This is a genomic window from Helicobacter sp. 13S00482-2 (assembly GCF_002272795.1).
Classification (GTDB): Bacteria; Campylobacterota; Campylobacteria; order Campylobacterales; family Helicobacteraceae; genus Helicobacter_J.
This window is the reverse complement of record NZ_MLAT01000005.1, coordinates 89,523-105,206: the sequence shown is the minus strand read 5'-3', so window position 1 is coordinate 105,206 and position 15,684 is coordinate 89,523. Positions and strand designations below refer to the sequence as shown.

Below are 15,684 nucleotides of genomic sequence, written 5' to 3'. Positions count from 1 at the left end.
CCTGCTAATAAATTTGCATTGTCACGCAATGAAGGCTTCCATGCTGTCTTATAAGCGTAGAGCAATCAATTCCAATCACCTCTAAAGAAGGACAAATTTTTTCAAAAGTCTTCAAAACTTCTTCATCTCTTTTATCCCTATAAGTTGGCACCAAAACAGCTCCATTGATAAATAGAAAATTCACATAACTCGCTGGAAGCCTCTCTTTATCCCAAAAGATTGGATCAGGCAAAGGAAGGGGAATAAGCGTATAAGGTTGGTCATCTTTTGTTCTTAAATCCATTAGTTCTTCTTCCATTTTTTTAAGTTCCACATAATGTTCATCGCTTTTATCTTCACATTGCATATAAACAATGGTGGTGGGATTTATAAATCTAGCTAGTGTATCAATATGACTATCAGTATCATCTCCTGCAAGATAACCTGAATGTAACCATAAGATCTCATCCACACCTAGTGATCGCTTTAAAAATAATTCAATCTCTTCTTTTGACAAGTGAGGATTTCTATTAGCTTCTAGCAAACATTGTGTGTTTGTGAGCAATCTCCCTGCTCCATCTGTATCAATGCTACCCCCTTCCAATATGATAGGCATATTCTTAGGTGAAGTATTTAAAACACCCATTTCAAAAAGCTTTTGATTGATTTGATTGTCTTTATTGGCGGGAAATTTTAGCCCCCAGCCATTAAATCCGAAGTTCAAAAGCTCCACTTTGCCATTTTCTACGACACTGATAGGTCCAAAATCTCTCGCCCAAGTATCATTGGTTGGTATTTTCACAAACTCAATATGATTTAAATTTGATTTTTGCAATATTTCCATTCCCTCATCATCATCTATATCAACACATAAAATGACTTTTTGAAAACGTGTTATCTCTCTGATGATGGATAAAAAATTATCTCTAGCTTCACTGATACAATCCTCCCAATCACTATTTTTATGCGGGAATGCCAAAATCACTGCACTTTGTTTTTCCCATTCTGCTTTGAGTCTTTTCATTTTATCCTCTAGTTTTTGGTTATAATTTATCAAAAAAATCCTTTAAAAATGGATTTTATCACTAAGTTGAAATGGAAAAATATGATTTTAAGTATTGAAAGTAGCTGTGATGATAGCTCTATTGCTATCACTGAAATCTCTAGTGGCAAACTGCTTTTTCATAGAAAAATCTCTCAAGAAGCTACTCATAGCACTTATGGTGGTGTAGTGCCAGAAATTGCATCAAGACTCCATGCAGAAGAACTTCCAAAAATTCTCTATGAAGCTAAAAAGTTCTTGAATGATTCCTTTTCGCCACTAAAGGCAATTGCTGTCACTACAGAGCCAGGCCTAAATATCACCCTAATTGAAGGGCTGATGATGGCAAAAGCTCTAGCTTTTTCACTCAAACTCCCGATTATTTCTGTCAATCATCTCAAAGGGCATATTTATTCCCTTTTTATAAATCAAATACAGAGTATTTTTCCTCTATCAGTTTTGCTCGTTTCAGGTGGGCATACTCTCATCATAGAGGCCAAATCCCCCACACAAATGTCCATCATAGCAAAGAGTATGGATGATAGTTTTGGAGAAAGTTTTGACAAAGTCGCAAAAATGCTTTTATTAGGCTATCCTGGAGGTCCTATTGTGGAAAAAATGGCAAAGCTTCATGCCCAAGACTCTAAACCCCAATCAACATTTAATTTCCCCCTTCCCTTAAAACACTCTAAAGATCTAGCCTTTAGTTTTTCAGGTCTTAAAAATGCTGTTCGCCTAAAGGTATTAGAAGCACAAGAACAAGGAATCAATATTCAAAGCGATGATTTTAGAGGAAAAATTTGCTATGAATTTCAAAAAACCGCTTGTGATCATCTCCTCACTCAGCTTAAAAAATATTTTAAGACAAAAAAAGAGAATGGGGATTTCATCAAGCATTTTTCTATCGTAGGAGGAGCGAGTGCGAATATCTTTCTTAGAGATAAAATCCATGATCTTTGTGATACCTTTGGAGCTAAACTATTACTCGCACCCCTAGAGTTTTGCTCTGATAATGCAGCGATGATAGGTAGGGCTGCATTAGATAAATACAATCGTAAAGAGTTTGCTGATATAGTGACCTTGCAGAGTTCCCCAAAAAGCACCCAAGGGGAATTTATATAGGTTTATTTAAATTAAATTTAAATAAACATTAAACTTCATTCTATTATAATCTGCCTCACAAAATGACACCTTTAATATAGGCAGATATTTATGAAATACACTAGGCTTTCATTACAAGATTTTCTAGGAGATCTGAGCTCTCAAATCAATCCTTCACAAAAACAGATAGACGAATTCAAATCCCACATATCAAAACTCCAGCAAACCAATACAGAAGAAACCGAAGAGCATCAAAAAAATGCTATCAATAGTTTTCTCACTCAAAGCTTCAAATACGACATCAACACCAAAGGCAGAATCGATGCAGCGATATATGAAGACAATGAAGCCAAAGTCATTATTGAGGCAAAATCTCTCAAAAATAAATCAGAATTTCCAGCAGGTGAAGACACGCTAGAATCAAAGGCATTTTGTGAGTCGATTTTATATTATCTAAGAGAAAGTATCACAAATAATAACAACGCTATCAGGCATATCATTTTATGCAATCTCAATTCTTTTTATATCATTGATGCAAAAGAATATCATCATTGTTTTGCTAAAGACAAAGCCATTCTTAAATCCTTCAAAAATACCGAACTAAAAGAAGGCAATGATACACGAACAGAAAAATTCTATGAAGATATTGCCTACCATCTTAAAACCTTAGATGCTCAAATCCCTTATGTGTATTTCAATCTCGCAGACACTACCGATGAAGATATTCCCCTCATCTATGCCATCTTAAGCCCTACTACCCTACTCAAGCAAAAGATGTTTATCGATAGCAACACACTCAATCAGGGTTTTTATGATGAACTTCTGTATATCTTAGGATTATGCGAAAAACTAGAGAGTGGGAAGGTTATCATCATTCCTTCAACGACCTCCAACACGCTATTAGATTCCATCACGAAAAATCTAGGTTTTGATAGAGAAAAGGACTTTGAAGAGATATTTTCATTGCTCACTACCTGGAATAATCGTATCTTATTTTTAAGACTCCTAGAATCGATGCTACTTTCTTTCAATCATATCAAAAAGCCTTTTTTAGATCTAGAAATCATTCCTGATTTTAAGATTTTCAATCAACTCTTTTTTGATGTCCTGGCTATAAAGGAGACAAATAGAAGTGATATACCAAAAGGACTTGAAGAAATACCATATCTGAATTCAAGTTTATTTGAAAAAACACTTCTAGAGAAAGAAACAAATGGTGGCAAAAATAAACAAATCAGATCGCTAGATTCAAAACCCCTAGAACTGCACAAATCTTCTATTTTAAAGAAAGATTCGCAGTATAAAAACAAAGACTCCCTCCCCTTATTAGAATACCTCTTTGCATTTTTGCATTCTTACGATTTCACCACCACACCAAAAGATATAGAAAATCACACAAAGATAAACTTCGATAAGCTAATCAACTCAGCTGTACTAGGGCTTGTATTTGAGAAACTAAATGGCTATAAAGAAGGGAGCTTTTATACTCCTAGTTTTATCACTAGCTATATGTGCAGGGAGTCTATCACAAAGCTTGTGATAGATAAATTCAACGCAGCTAAAAATTGGAGTTGTAAAACATTGGACGAACTCTATAATAAAATTGATGACTTACAAGAAGCTAGTAAAATCTTCCATAGCATCACTATTTGCGATCCTGCTGTAGGAAGTGGGCATTTCCTAGTCTCAAGCCTAAATGAACTCATCTATATTAAATACAAACTAGGGATTTTATGTGATGAAGAAAATCGCAGACTCAGAGATATCGACCTAAAGCTCAAAAATGATGAAGTGATTATCAAGGACTCTAGTGGAGAGATTCATAACTACACCATTCCTTCTCATGAAAAAATAGAATCTCACGTCATTCAAAAAGCGATGTTTTATACAAAAAAGGACATCATAGAAAACTGTCTTTTTGGTGTGGATATCAATCCAAACTCTTGCGAAATCACCAAATTAAGACTCTGGATAGAACTTCTTAAATACAGCTATTATGAAGACATAGAGCATCGTTACCTTCAAACTCTCCCCAATATTGACATCAATATCAAAACAGGAAACTCTCTACTGTCGAATTTCCCTATCAACTCCAAGCTAACTATAGGACTCACAAATCAATTCACTCAGAATCTAAAAACCGCTATAGAAGACTATAAAACTCAAGTGAATCTCTACAAAGAAGCTCTTAAAGACAAGCAAGTCATCACTAATAAGATAAGTGATATCAAAACAATGCTCAAAAATCACTTTATCAAGTGGGATAAAAGAACCCAGAGTTTAGAAGAATCTGTGAGGAAGTTTGTAGGTAAATATGGAGAAAATATTTTCAAATGGGAGATGAGGTTTGGTGATTCGAATTTTGGACTAGGGATCCAGAAAATTATCGATGATAGTCTTTATGATGAGCAAGGCAAACCCGCAAGCAATCCTATCAAATTTCAAACAATCCTATTTGGAGATTCTAGCGACCTTAAGCCAAAAGAAAACCCCGATGACCTAGACAAACAAGCTCAAAAGCTTTTAGATTCTATCAAGAGCGACTTTGAATACCTAGAATCATTAAAAAATTCAAATAGCTTTGAGTGGCGATTTGAATTCCCTGAGGTGTTAGATGAAAATGGAGATTTCATAGGCTTTGATCTGGTGATCGGCAATCCACCATATATCCGTCAAGAGAGGATCAAAGAGATCAAGCCACACTTAAGTATTCATTTTGAGATCTTTAGTGGAACAAGCGATATATTCACTTATTTTTTCGAACAAGGCTACAAAGTTCTAAAAGAAAAAGGAAGACTAAGTTTTATCACAAGCAACAAATGGACAAGAGCAGGATATGGCAAAGCCCTTCGAAGCTTTATATTAGGGAAAACCAAGCTAGAAACCTATGTGGAGTTTAACGGTGTGAAGGTGTTCGATAGTGCTACTGTGGATACCTCTATACTAGAATTTCAAAAGACAAAATCTTCAAAAGCTGATTTTAGATATATTCCTATCACTACTAAGCCAGAAGATGGAACAGATATATCCAATGTAACCCCTCAGATTATAAGCACTGATACGCTCAGCAGCGAGGCCTTTACATTTGGAGATAGCGAAGTGATGGCCTTAAAGAAAAAGATAGAATCTATCGGAGTGCCATTAAAAGATTGGGATATAAATATCTATCGGGGGATCTTAACAGGTTATAACGAAGCTTTTATCATTGACACAGATAAAAAAGACGAAATACTGGATAATTGTGACAATACAGATGCTTCTAAATTGCCTTTCAAGCTCATAGAGGAGACATATATCAGAGCCAAAGAAGATGAGGAATATATCATCTATCTAAATGAAAGAGAGCGAACTGAACAAATCATTCGCCCAATTTTACGAGGCAGGGATATTAAACGCTATAGCTATGAATGGGCAGGGAAATGGGTGATAGGAACATTCCCTACACTAAAACTTAATATCGATGAATATCTAAGTCTAAAAAATTACCTTGAATCTTTTATGCCAAAAATAGCCCAAAGCGGAGAAAAGGGTTGTAGAAAAAAGACTTCTAATAAATGGTTTGAAACTCAAGACAATATCGCATATTGGAACGAATTCAATAGGCAGAAGATTGTATGGGCAGAAATGACTAAAGATCCATGTTTTGTTTATAGTAATGATGGAATCTTTATTAACCAAACCTGTTATTTTATACCCAATGCAAGTAAATATCATTTAGCCATTCTGAATTCAAAATTGACTTATTTTTATATTCAGTTTATGGCTTCTAGTTTGGGAGAAGGTGCTTTTAGGTGGATAAAACAGTATATAGAAAAAATCCCTGTTCCAAAAGTAAATGAGAAAAATCAAAGCATAATTGATAAAATTACTTTAATGACAGATGAAATCCTAGCACTCAAAGAACAAAGTATCGATTCTGATATTTCCCTATTAGATCAGCAGATCAATCAACTTGTTTATGAACTTTATGAGTTATCAGATGATGAAATAGCTTTTGTTGAGAGATCATAAAATCATTATTTAATTTCTATAAAACCTATGAATTCTCGCTCTTGTTCGGTTAGATTATACAGATCAAAAATCATTCTATCTATATCAATAGCCTTTGATTCTGTGTATTCTCTTTGTATGTCATCTATGGCTAACGCAAATTTATTATTTATATTAGATGTGATTTTTATAACAGGGATTTTTTCAAAAAATATTTTACTCAATTCTCTACCCTCCACACCCAATCGAGGAAATGAGTCACTGAAACAAAATTTAAACAATGAAGAATTCAAGAATGCACTCAAAAAAGCAATATTTTCTCCCGTTAGAATAAAGCATTTTTGATTGGCTAAAAATCCCTTATCGTCATAAACGAAAGGTAAAAATTTCGTCATATTGGGATACACAATCTTCTGCCTATTGAATTCGTTCCAATATGCGATATTGTCTTGAGTTTCAAACCATTTATTAGAAGTCTTTTTTCTACAACCCTTTTCTCCGCTTTGGGCTATTTTTGGCATAAAAGATTCAAGGTAATTTTTTAGACTTAGATATTCATCGATATTAAGTTTTAGTGTAGGGAATGTTCCTATCACCCATTTCCCTGCCCATTCATAGCTATAGCGTTTAATATCCCTGCCTCGTAAAATTGGGCGAATGATTTGTTCAGTTCGCTCTCTTTCATTTAGATAGATGATATATTCCTCATCTTCTTTGGCTCTGATATATGTCTCCTCTATGAGCTTGAAAAACGAAAATAAACACTCCATTCTTGTAACATTATTCAAAAATTTAAGGATTTAAAATGACATATAGCTACATCAGAGTTTCTACAGAAAAGCAAACTGTAGAGAATCAACGTTTTGAAATCAAAAACTATTGTGAATCTAACAACTTACAAGTTGATAGCTGGGTGGAAGAGACAATGAGTGGCACCATAGCTGTAAAAAATAGAAAACTAGGTGATCTGATGAAAAAGCTAAAAAAAGGTGACACGCTTATTGTCTCAGAACTCTCTAGACTTGGTAGGAGTCTTTTGCAAGTGATGAGTCTTCTAAACACTTGCATATCAAGAGGAATCCTCATTTATAGCATCAAAGAACGCTTTGAGCTTTCTGATAATATCAATTCAAAAGTATTAGCCTTTGCCTTTTCTTTAAGTGCTGAGATAGAACGAAATCTCATCTCTCAAAGAACCAAAGAAGGCTTAGCTAGAAGAGTAGCAGAAGGCGTTATCTTAGGCAGGAAGATAGGGAGCAAGACACGCATAGAATTACACCCTTGTTATTATGCTAGAGACAAAATCATACAGTGGCTTGATAAAGGCTACTCTCAAAGCTATGTGGCTAAAAAACTAGGTGTGCATAGAGACACATTGAGGCGATGGCTAATAAGGACAGGAAATGTGCATTATTTTAAGGGCAGGAGTCTAGGATTTTCAAACCATAAATGCACCAAAAAATTTGATATGGATTTTTAAAACAAAGGAGAGAAGATGAATAATCTAGCCATCGCTAATATTATTTTAAGCATAGTAATCATCCCTATTATATGGAATCACAAAGCACTAAAAAAAAGAAAATATAATTAAATTATTTAAAATATTTTATATTATTTTTTGATTAATTTATTAAAAAATTACTGATATAATTTAGTAATAAAATTAATTAAATATATACTTGATGATTTGAACTAATGCTGGAAGATATAACAAATAAAAAAATAATAATATGATGACTCCCGAAGAATTTAGTAAAAAGTATCAATCTGAATATGAAAAGGGATTGATTTATCCTATTTGCCCAAATTGCAGAAAAAAACTACATCTATACGGAATTAGTAGCCTCACACAAAAAGCAAGATTTGATCACCTTAATCAATCCTCTAATTGTGAGTTATCTGATCCTAAGAAAGCTAAAGATTTTCCAAGTTATGATTTTAATAACGATGAGATTATTAAAGAATATCTAATCCAAGAAAATCAAAGAAAAGTTTATGTCTTGTGTAAAAAACTTTTAGGAAATACGAAATTTGAGTATTGCAAGTTTTATGAGCTGATAGAAATTGCGAATAAGAGAAATATTTTTTATTATAAAGGATTGAAAGTTTGGATGATTCTCTATATTTTGCTCACCTTACAAGATTTTAAAAATGAAAAGAAAGACTACATGATAAGATTTGTAATAAAAGATCTTTTGGTAAAAACCTTAAATGGGGAAAGTCTTAAGAATGAAATTCAAAAAATTGAAAAACATAGAACTGGAACTAAAACTAGATATATTGAAATGACTGAAGATTTTTTCAAAAGTACTGATGATAGTTGGATTAAATTTATATTAAACTCTGAGAGATATTTACGTAAAAACTAAAAATAAATTAGAAAGGGTTTTTATTTTCTCTGAATTTCTATATTCTCTTCATTACTTTTTTGATCTAGCAAAAGAAAATGAAACGTTGCTAGAATATCTATGGCAAGAAATCAGGGGTGATAAATACACTCTCTTTAAACAACAAAGAAATTTTGCTAAGCAAAAAGCATAGAGCAATACAAAGCTCTGAAGAACATTCAAAAAACAAAAAGAGATAGATGTTTATATTCTTGACTTAAATCTATCTTTTCACTGTTTCTATCTAAAGCTATTTTTTAAATGTCTTGAGTGGGATTTTAGTTTTTTGGTTTTTATAGTGATTTTATTAAAGGGAAAGATACGATAGAGAGAAGTTTTTCAACAAGAGGAAGTGAAATGCCTAGAATCAAAATCTAAAGCAAGAGGAATAAATAAAAAAGAAGAGAAGCCACAAAGCCAATGCAAGACTCTACCACCAAATTTGGCGATAGAGTTACTTGACTTTCTCTACATACTCAGCGGTTTCAGTATTTACTCTGATTGTTTCACCTTCAAGTACATGGAAAGGAATCTGAATGACGACACCAGTCTCTAAAGTTGCAGGTTTTTTGCTTGAACTTGATGTATCGCCTTTAAAATTGGGGGGAGTCTCTATGATTTTTAGCTCAACAATCTGAGGCACATCTACAGATATGGCCTTATTGTTATGAAATAAAATCTGAACACTCATACCATCTAACATCCATTTGGAGACATCTCCAACTTGATTATCATTCAAGGCAATCTGTTCATAGTTTTCTGTGTCCATAAATTGATAAGTATCGCCATCGTGATAAAGGTATTGCATGGTCTTTTCGATTAAATTTGGTTCCTCGCATTTATCACCTGCGTGAAACGTTTTCTCTATCACCTTGCCATCAAAAAAAGACTTTATTTTTGCACGAACAAAAGCAGCTCCCTTGCCAGGCTTAACGTGTTGATACTCAATAATCTTATAAGGAATACCTTCTATTTCAATCTTTAATCCCTTTTTTAGCTCACTCATTCCTATAGCCATAAATAATTCTCTCCTTTATATTTTATTCGCACTGCCGAGCAAAGTCATACGCTCAACCATCACTTTTTTGATAGCATCCATGCCTGGAGCAAAAAACTTTCTCAAGTCAAATTGAGTTTTATCTTCATTTGCAACCCTGCGAACTTCTGCCATAAAAGCAATCCTCAAATCAGTATCTGTATTCACTTTATTGATACCACCTTTGATGGCTTCCTGAAGAAAATCAAAAGGAACACCCTTGCTACCCTTAAGATCCCCTCCTGTTTTTAAAAAAGCATCTCGAACATATTCTGGAATCGCACTAGCACCGTGTAAGACTAATGGTATATTTGTAAGTCTTTTGACTTCTTGAAGCCTTTCAAAATCAAGCTTTGGTTCGCCCTTAAACTTAAACGCCCCATGACTTGTCCCAATAGCGGGAGCTAGGTAATCTACCTTGGATTCTCTCACAAAAATTTCTGCTTCTTTTGGATTGACCAAAACAGCATCTTTTTCATCCACAGAGATATTATCTTCTATGCCCATCAATCTGCCTAGCTCTGCTTCAACGCTTACACCGTGCTGATGAGCGTATTGCACCACTTTTGTGGTAAGCTCTAAATTCTCTTCAAAGATATGATGAGATGCATCAATCATTACAGAAGTAAAACCAGCCTGTATAGCGTTTTTACAGCTCTCAAAAGTGGTTCCGTGATCTAGATGAAGGGAAACGGGGATATGGGGATAGCGTTTTGACATAATCTGAGTCATCCCCACAACCATATCAATCCCCATATATTTGATGGCACCTTCACTAGCTTGAACAATAATGGGAGAGTTTGCCTCATTTGCTGATTCAAAAATAGCACTCAGCATCTCAAAATTCACAAAGTTAAAAGCACCTACTCCATATCCATTTTGATGCGCTTTGTGTAAAATTTCATTCCCTATAACCAACATAAGTTCCCTTTAAATAGGTTGTTTCAAACTATTGAGCGATTGTAACTTTAGCTTTTTTTCTCAAATCATCAATTTTTTGCTTCATGTCTGCTTGGAATTTTTTCTCTTTTAGCATACCTTCAATCGTTGCTTTTGCTTGATCAAAAGTATAGGTAACAGGATCATTTTTCTTAATGAGATAAACAATATGATATCCAAACTCTGTTTTCACTGGAGTTTTTGTATATGTTCCAGGCTTTAACTCAAAAGCTGCTTTTGAAAACTCAGGAACCACTTGATTTTTTTGGAAAGTTCCTAGATCTCCACCATTTTGAGTGTTTTTTGTGTTTGGATCAATAGAATCTTTATTTGCCAACTCAATGAATTTAGCTTGAATTTTCGCTTTAGGAGTTTTGTTAAGCTCTGAAATGATTTTTTTAGCTTCATCTTCTGTTTTTACCAAAATATGTCTAGCTTGTGCTTCTTGCTGAACAAACTGTTGTTTATTATCATCATAATATTTCTTCAACTCTGCATCTGGAATCTTAGTTTTTCGAATAACTTCAGCTTGTTTTTTTTCCCATATCTCAACTAAAAGTTGCTTTTTAAAATTATCCAAAGCCGCCTTATAATCAGGTGTATCTTCTAACTTTTCTTTCTTGGCTTGTTTTTCAATCAAAATATTATTGATAGCTTGTTCTATTAAAGCTTTCTTTTGATCGGGCTTGAGAGTATCAAAATTAAAATTTGGAACTCTTTGTTTGATAACATCAAAATCTTTTTCTGTAATATTTACTCCATCAACTGTAGCTAAAGTCTTAGCTCCTAAAAAACCTACACACAAAGAACTCGCAAGGATAATACTTACTATGCTTTTTTTCATTTAAATCTCCGTTTTTAATTTTTGGTGCTTAAAAGCAACACATTTCGTAATATTACCCTTTAAACTTAAATAAAGTCAATAAAAGCTAAATTTCTAGGATAATTAAAAACTGAAGGAAAAATATGTTTCAAAACATCAAAAAAAGTTGGGAAGATTTCTTCAGCCTTAAGATGCTCATATTAAATCTAATGCCTACAATCATAGGAGTAGTGCTTTGGAGTCTTTTGCTTTTGTATTTTAGCGATCAGATTTTGGCAGGGATGGAATATTTCCTGCCCAAAAGTTGGCAAAACTTATCAAATGATTCAGGATTTTTTGCAAGTATTGGTGGATTTTTTATCAAAGTTTTTCTGTATGTCTTGCTTGGATTTTTTATCATTATTTTAACAATTATCGGGAATATGTTTATTTCAATATTCTACACACCTATCGTAATAAGCTATTTACGAAAAAAATATTATCTAGATATTTCTATTCATTCATTTGGAGGTATCAAAACATCAATTCTTTATTTTTTGAAATGTCTTGGTTGGTTTGTTTTGTTTGTAATTATTCTTAGTCCATTATTTTTCATTCCATTTGTGGGCTTTTTTGCGATTTTAATCCCACATTTTTTATTTTTCAAAAATACAATGCTATTTGACATTGGAAGTTCAATATTAAGTCAATCACAGTATGATTTATTTCTCTCAAAAAATAAAATAAAAAACTATCAGATCACCTTAATCTCATATCTTTTTTCTTTGATTCCAATTTTTAATTTTTTTGTAACACTCTTACAAACTATAATAATTGCAAGGTATATATTAGATAAAAAAATTGAAGGAAATTGTTAGAGACCTTGGATTGTCTTTGATAACCACCATCCTCCTGATACAAGAATGATTCCAAAGAAATTTGTTCCAAGAACATACAGGATCATTTTTAGATAATCTTTATGCTCAAGCATATTAAAAACTTCTAAACCAAAAGAAGAAAAGGTGGTAAAACCACCTAGAATACCAATAATAAAAAAAATCCTGAAATCATCGCTAAATAACTTATTTGCCACAAAATATCCAACAAACCCGATAAGAAAACTACCTAAAAGATTTACACATAATGTGCCAAAAGGAAAGTAACCTAAAGCAAAAAACTTTGTAGAAAAAAATCTCCCCAGGGCATAGCGCAACAAACTCCCTATTCCCCCACCAATAAAAACTAAAATAAAATTCATTTAATTCCTCTTTTTGATCTCTTTATCCTCAGGGTAACTTCGATGCTAATTCTTTGGCAAACTCTATACAGCTATCAATATTCTGATTGGGGCTCACAAACGCTTCCACATCTTGATCAAAAACACTAAAAGTTGTCATGCCAATAGCAATGGCATAATAACTTCCATCCCAACCAAAATTTTGTTTAAATGCTAGATAATGACTAGGGGCAGTAAAAATCAAAATGGATTTAGGGCTTGGTTTGAAAGTTTTATCAAGAATAATTGTTCTATTTTCATAAGCAAAGATTTGTTTGAGTTTGATCTTAGCATCTAGCAATTTAACATCCAATCCTGAAACAATTTTTTTAGCCCTAAAATATAAAGGCTTTCTATTTCTTAGCAATGGAATGATTTCACTTGAAAACCCCGATCCATGAGAATCTATCCCTACATATTCAACCTTAAAACCCTCAGTTCGTAATCTTTGTGCGGTTCCTTCTCCAATAACAAAAGCTGGAATATTCTTAAAAATTTCTAATTCTGGATCTTGTTCTATGCTTTTCAAAAGTGCTTTGAAAGCATTTTTTGAAGTAAAAATCAATGCATCAACATTTTGATTAATTTTCATCAAATCAGGATACTGATCCAAAATAGCTTTTTTAAGAGAAAAAAGATTGATTTCATTAACTACAAGTGTTTTTATGTTTAAGCTCTGTTTTGAGCTTATAAGAACAATCTCACGCATTTTGTATCTCCGTAGGTTTTAATCTGATACCAAAAATCAAAAAGTAATTATCACAAAATATACAAACAACCTAATCTTTAAAAAATCTAACATAAATTCCTGTTGAAAAAAATGCTAATGTCAAGCCAAGTAAAAAACCACCCAAAACATCACTTGGATAATGAACGCCCAAATAAACACGCGAATACATAATCAAAAATATCAACAATGCTCCCAAAATACCCATGAAAGTTTTCCAAAAAATTTTTATTTTTGATGAGATTATCAATAAAAATAGCAACGAACAAAAAAGACTGATAGCTAAAGAATGCCCACTTGGATAACTAAAACCAGAAGCACTGCTAAGCCAATTCTCATTTGGGCGATCACGGGCAACAATCTCTTTTAATATCTTTAAAATAACCACGCTTAATGCTATACTCACACCAAACCATGCACCAAGTATAAATTTTCTTTTTAAAAACATTGCCAACATTAGTATAAAGCTAACTATAAGTATTGTTTCAAAAGATCCGATTTTACTCAAAATCTTCATCATTTCAATCTTAAAATCCACCTCAATAGCATCTCTAATATTTGCAATAAAAAATGAATCAAACAGTCCAATCCATTCAGATCCAAAAACAATAGAAAAAGTTTCAAAACAAAAAATCAAAAGACCAAGAAAACCCATAATAAAATAAGCTCGATACATAAAAATTCTCCCACTAAAATTGCAACTAGCTCAAAAGCGAACTACAAACAGGGAATTTTAGCATAAATCTTGAATCCAAAAGTCGATTGCTTAAGATTTTAGAGTATAAGCAATTGGAATTTTTATTCTGACCCTTTGGGTAGGAAAAGGGAAATCTTTAGAAGCACTTTTGATTGCCTTAATGGCACTGTCATTGAGAATATCTCCAGCAGTACTTTGAATAATTTTAAGTCCTTGCATGGTGCCATCTATGTTTAAAATAAACTCTACTAAAACCTCCCCTTCTAAACCCCTAATTCTAGCAATTCGAGGATATTTATTTTTTTTACTAATTGCCATTTGTATCTTGGCTAAAAATTCATCACTAATACCCTGATTATATGCTAATGATTCAGATTGTGAGCCTTCAGAGGTAGTATTTGAACTCTCTTGTTTTTCTTCATCTTTTTCCTCTTGAATCTGTTTGACTTCTTGTTCAGGCTCAACCTGCTTTTTTTCTATTGGTTTTGTTTTTTTAGGTTTAGGTTTAGGCTTGGGTTTGGGTTTAGGAGCAGAAGTAGAATGTGTTTTCTGTGGTGCTTGAGTATTAATACTCGCCAAACTCATCGTGAGCTTACTCTGCCCATCTTGTTTGAGTTCTGTGCTTTTAAATGATCCGAAAATGATCGTAATTGCAATTGCATAGATCGTGAATGCAACAATAAAACCTACTTTATTAGGAGATTCAATTTGTCTTCGTAGAAATTGCAAAATTTTCATGGTTATTTTCCTTCAGCAAATCTATAATTTTTACAAAAGTCTCAAATTTAGAATCCTTATCGCTTTTTAGCTCAATTAGAGTCTTGGAGTCCGTATTATGAATCAAGTCTTTCAACTCCTCAATGGAAACAGGCTTGTCATCCAAATAAATCACATTGTTAGCATCAACAACAATAGAAACTTTCTTATCATCGTTTTTCTTTTGAGCAGAATCTGCTTGAGGCAAATCAATTTCTATCTTACCTTGTGCGATAAAAGTAGATACACTCAAAACTATCGCCAACAAGACAAGCATGATGTCTATGAAAGGAACAATGTTTAAACCTTCACCTCTTCTGATTTTCATTTTTTCTCACCTTGAAACGATTCATAATTGTATCTACTTTTCGCACTAGAGCATTATAAATTACCAATGTAGGGATCGCTACGACTAGTCCGAGTGCGGTAGCTTTGAGAGCCAGAGATAATCCAACCATAATTGTCTTAGCATCCATGCCGCCACTCACGCCCATATCATAAAAAGTTATCATGATACCAACAACAGTCCCTAGAAGTCCTACGTAAGGGGCATTCGAATATATAATGTAAAGAGTTGTAAGGTTTTTTGTAAGATGTTCTTCAAGAATATCGATATCTTGGTAAGTATCAACTTTCACTTTGGAATAAAACATAATTCGCTCAACCGTGAACCAAATGGTCAAAAACCCCATCACTCCAAGCACCACAAATACCATATGATCAATATGCAACTTTAAAAACTCCATCTACTTATCCTGCGTTTTTTAATATGATATTCTAGCACTTTAATAATAATTGTCAATATTAAACATTATTTTTGATAAAGAAAATACGCTTTATGACACAAAACCCTAGAAGAAGTAGATCAACTTGATTAAAGAACACAATATCAAGAAAATCTTGCAGAAATTCACAGATTATGGATACGGAATGTTGAAGTATATTTTGGGAG

General features: G+C 33.1%; 16 protein-coding genes. 5 read left to right on the top strand and 11 right to left on the bottom strand.

Annotated elements, in window-relative coordinates:
* Positions 1–4: 4 nt before the first annotated feature.
* Entirely contained in the window at positions 5–1,003 is a 999-nt protein-coding gene (locus tag BKH42_RS03900) for an agmatine deiminase family protein (protein WP_095295179.1), read from the bottom strand.
* Positions 1,004–1,084: 81 nt separating this feature from the next.
* Between BKH42_RS03900 and tsaD the strand changes: the two genes are divergently transcribed.
* Together tsaD and BKH42_RS03890 are read left to right on the top strand one after the other, a co-directional pair.
* Entirely contained in the window at positions 1,085–2,143 is a 1,059-nt protein-coding gene (gene tsaD / locus BKH42_RS03895) for a tRNA (adenosine(37)-N6)-threonylcarbamoyltransferase complex transferase subunit TsaD (RefSeq protein ID WP_095295107.1), read from the top strand.
* A gap of 90 nt (positions 2,144–2,233) precedes the next feature.
* Entirely contained in the window at positions 2,234–6,133 is a 3,900-nt protein-coding gene (locus BKH42_RS03890) for an Eco57I restriction-modification methylase domain-containing protein (protein WP_095295105.1), read from the top strand.
* Between the two features lie 5 nt (positions 6,134–6,138).
* Here BKH42_RS03890 and BKH42_RS03885 read toward each other — a convergent pair whose 3' ends face one another.
* Positions 6,139–6,882 carry a TaqI-like C-terminal specificity domain-containing protein gene (locus tag BKH42_RS03885; protein ID WP_095295103.1) on the bottom strand — a complete coding sequence of 248 codons (744 nt, stop codon included), beginning with the start codon at positions 6,880–6,882 and terminating at the stop codon, positions 6,139–6,141.
* Between the two features lie 35 nt (positions 6,883–6,917).
* Here BKH42_RS03885 and BKH42_RS03880 point away from each other — a divergent pair, with 35 nt between their 5' ends.
* The gene (locus BKH42_RS03880) at positions 6,918–7,592 is read left to right on the top strand and encodes a master DNA invertase Mpi family serine-type recombinase (RefSeq protein WP_095295101.1); all 675 of its coding nucleotides are present in this window, start codon (positions 6,918–6,920) and stop codon (positions 7,590–7,592) included.
* Between the two features lie 250 nt (positions 7,593–7,842).
* On the top strand, positions 7,843–8,481 hold the full coding sequence (locus tag BKH42_RS03875; protein WP_219349828.1) for a hypothetical protein: 639 nt from the start codon (positions 7,843–7,845) through the stop codon (positions 8,479–8,481).
* Positions 8,482–8,953: 472 nt separating this feature from the next.
* Here BKH42_RS03875 and efp read toward each other — a convergent pair whose 3' ends face one another.
* The 3 genes from efp to BKH42_RS03860 are packed head-to-tail and all read right to left on the bottom strand — an operon-like array spanning position 8,954 to position 11,318.
* Entirely contained in the window at positions 8,954–9,517 is a 564-nt protein-coding gene (gene efp / locus BKH42_RS03870; RefSeq protein WP_095295097.1) for an elongation factor P, read from the bottom strand.
* 15 nt (positions 9,518–9,532) lie between these two features.
* Positions 9,533–10,456 (bottom strand): class II fructose-bisphosphate aldolase, encoded by a 924-nt coding sequence (locus BKH42_RS03865; RefSeq protein WP_095295095.1) that lies wholly within the window; start codon positions 10,454–10,456, stop codon positions 9,533–9,535.
* A gap of 28 nt (positions 10,457–10,484) precedes the next feature.
* Positions 10,485–11,318, bottom strand: a complete 834-nt coding sequence (locus BKH42_RS03860; RefSeq protein ID WP_095295093.1) for a peptidyl-prolyl cis-trans isomerase — start codon at positions 11,316–11,318, stop codon at positions 10,485–10,487.
* 122 nt (positions 11,319–11,440) lie between these two features.
* On the opposite strand from BKH42_RS03860, the gene BKH42_RS03855 reads away from it, so the two are divergent.
* Positions 11,441–12,154 carry an EI24 domain-containing protein gene (locus BKH42_RS03855; RefSeq protein WP_095295091.1) on the top strand — a complete coding sequence of 238 codons (714 nt, stop codon included), beginning with the start codon at positions 11,441–11,443 and terminating at the stop codon, positions 12,152–12,154.
* Here the strand turns inward: BKH42_RS03855 and crcB are convergent.
* The 6 genes from crcB to exbB form a co-directional block, all read right to left on the bottom strand.
* Complete coding sequence (crcB, locus tag BKH42_RS03850; protein WP_095295090.1) at positions 12,151–12,534, bottom strand: fluoride efflux transporter CrcB; 384 nt, start codon at positions 12,532–12,534, stop codon at positions 12,151–12,153. The genes BKH42_RS03855 and crcB overlap by 4 nt on opposite strands.
* Positions 12,535–12,562: 28 nt before the next feature.
* Positions 12,563–13,261: a uroporphyrinogen-III synthase gene (locus BKH42_RS03845; protein ID WP_095295088.1), complete on the bottom strand. Its 699-nt coding sequence runs from the start codon at positions 13,259–13,261 to the stop codon at positions 12,563–12,565.
* Positions 13,262–13,331: 70 nt separating this feature from the next.
* Positions 13,332–13,955 (bottom strand): phosphatase PAP2 family protein, encoded by a 624-nt coding sequence (locus BKH42_RS03840; protein WP_095295086.1) that lies wholly within the window; start codon positions 13,953–13,955, stop codon positions 13,332–13,334.
* Positions 13,956–14,045: 90 nt separating this feature from the next.
* Complete coding sequence (locus BKH42_RS03835) at positions 14,046–14,714, bottom strand: energy transducer TonB (protein ID WP_095295085.1); 669 nt, start codon at positions 14,712–14,714, stop codon at positions 14,046–14,048.
* A complete protein-coding gene (gene exbD / locus BKH42_RS03830) occupies positions 14,680–15,060 on the bottom strand; it encodes a TonB system transport protein ExbD (protein ID WP_095295084.1) in 381 nt (126 codons plus the stop codon). The genes BKH42_RS03835 and exbD overlap by 35 nt, the downstream gene beginning before the upstream one ends.
* A complete protein-coding gene (exbB, locus tag BKH42_RS03825) occupies positions 15,041–15,478 on the bottom strand; it encodes a TonB-system energizer ExbB (protein WP_095295082.1) in 438 nt (145 codons plus the stop codon). Before exbB ends, exbD begins: the two co-directional genes overlap by 20 nt.
* Positions 15,479–15,684: the final 206 nt, after the last annotated feature.

Coding starts and splice junctions, on each gene's coding strand:
- BKH42_RS03900 (WP_095295179.1), bottom strand. CDS start 1,003: ATGAAAAGACTCAAAGCAGAATGGGAAAAACAAAGTGCAGTGATTTTG.
- tsaD (WP_095295107.1), top strand. CDS start 1,085: ATGATTTTAAGTATTGAAAGTAGCTGTGATGATAGCTCTATTGCTATC.
- BKH42_RS03890 (WP_095295105.1), top strand. CDS start 2,234: ATGAAATACACTAGGCTTTCATTACAAGATTTTCTAGGAGATCTGAGC.
- BKH42_RS03885 (WP_095295103.1), bottom strand. CDS start 6,882: ATGGAGTGTTTATTTTCGTTTTTCAAGCTCATAGAGGAGACATATATC.
- BKH42_RS03880 (WP_095295101.1), top strand. CDS start 6,918: ATGACATATAGCTACATCAGAGTTTCTACAGAAAAGCAAACTGTAGAG.
- BKH42_RS03875 (WP_219349828.1), top strand. CDS start 7,843: ATGATGACTCCCGAAGAATTTAGTAAAAAGTATCAATCTGAATATGAA.
- efp (WP_095295097.1), bottom strand. CDS start 9,517: ATGGCTATAGGAATGAGTGAGCTAAAAAAGGGATTAAAGATTGAAATA.
- BKH42_RS03865 (WP_095295095.1), bottom strand. CDS start 10,456: ATGTTGGTTATAGGGAATGAAATTTTACACAAAGCGCATCAAAATGGA.
- BKH42_RS03860 (WP_095295093.1), bottom strand. CDS start 11,318: ATGAAAAAAAGCATAGTAAGTATTATCCTTGCGAGTTCTTTGTGTGTA.
- BKH42_RS03855 (WP_095295091.1), top strand. CDS start 11,441: ATGTTTCAAAACATCAAAAAAAGTTGGGAAGATTTCTTCAGCCTTAAG.
- crcB (WP_095295090.1), bottom strand. CDS start 12,534: ATGAATTTTATTTTAGTTTTTATTGGTGGGGGAATAGGGAGTTTGTTG.
- BKH42_RS03845 (WP_095295088.1), bottom strand. CDS start 13,261: ATGCGTGAGATTGTTCTTATAAGCTCAAAACAGAGCTTAAACATAAAA.
- BKH42_RS03840 (WP_095295086.1), bottom strand. CDS start 13,955: ATGTATCGAGCTTATTTTATTATGGGTTTTCTTGGTCTTTTGATTTTT.
- BKH42_RS03835 (WP_095295085.1), bottom strand. CDS start 14,714: ATGAAAATTTTGCAATTTCTACGAAGACAAATTGAATCTCCTAATAAA.
- exbD (WP_095295084.1), bottom strand. CDS start 15,060: ATGAAAATCAGAAGAGGTGAAGGTTTAAACATTGTTCCTTTCATAGAC.
- exbB (WP_095295082.1), bottom strand. CDS start 15,478: ATGGAGTTTTTAAAGTTGCATATTGATCATATGGTATTTGTGGTGCTT.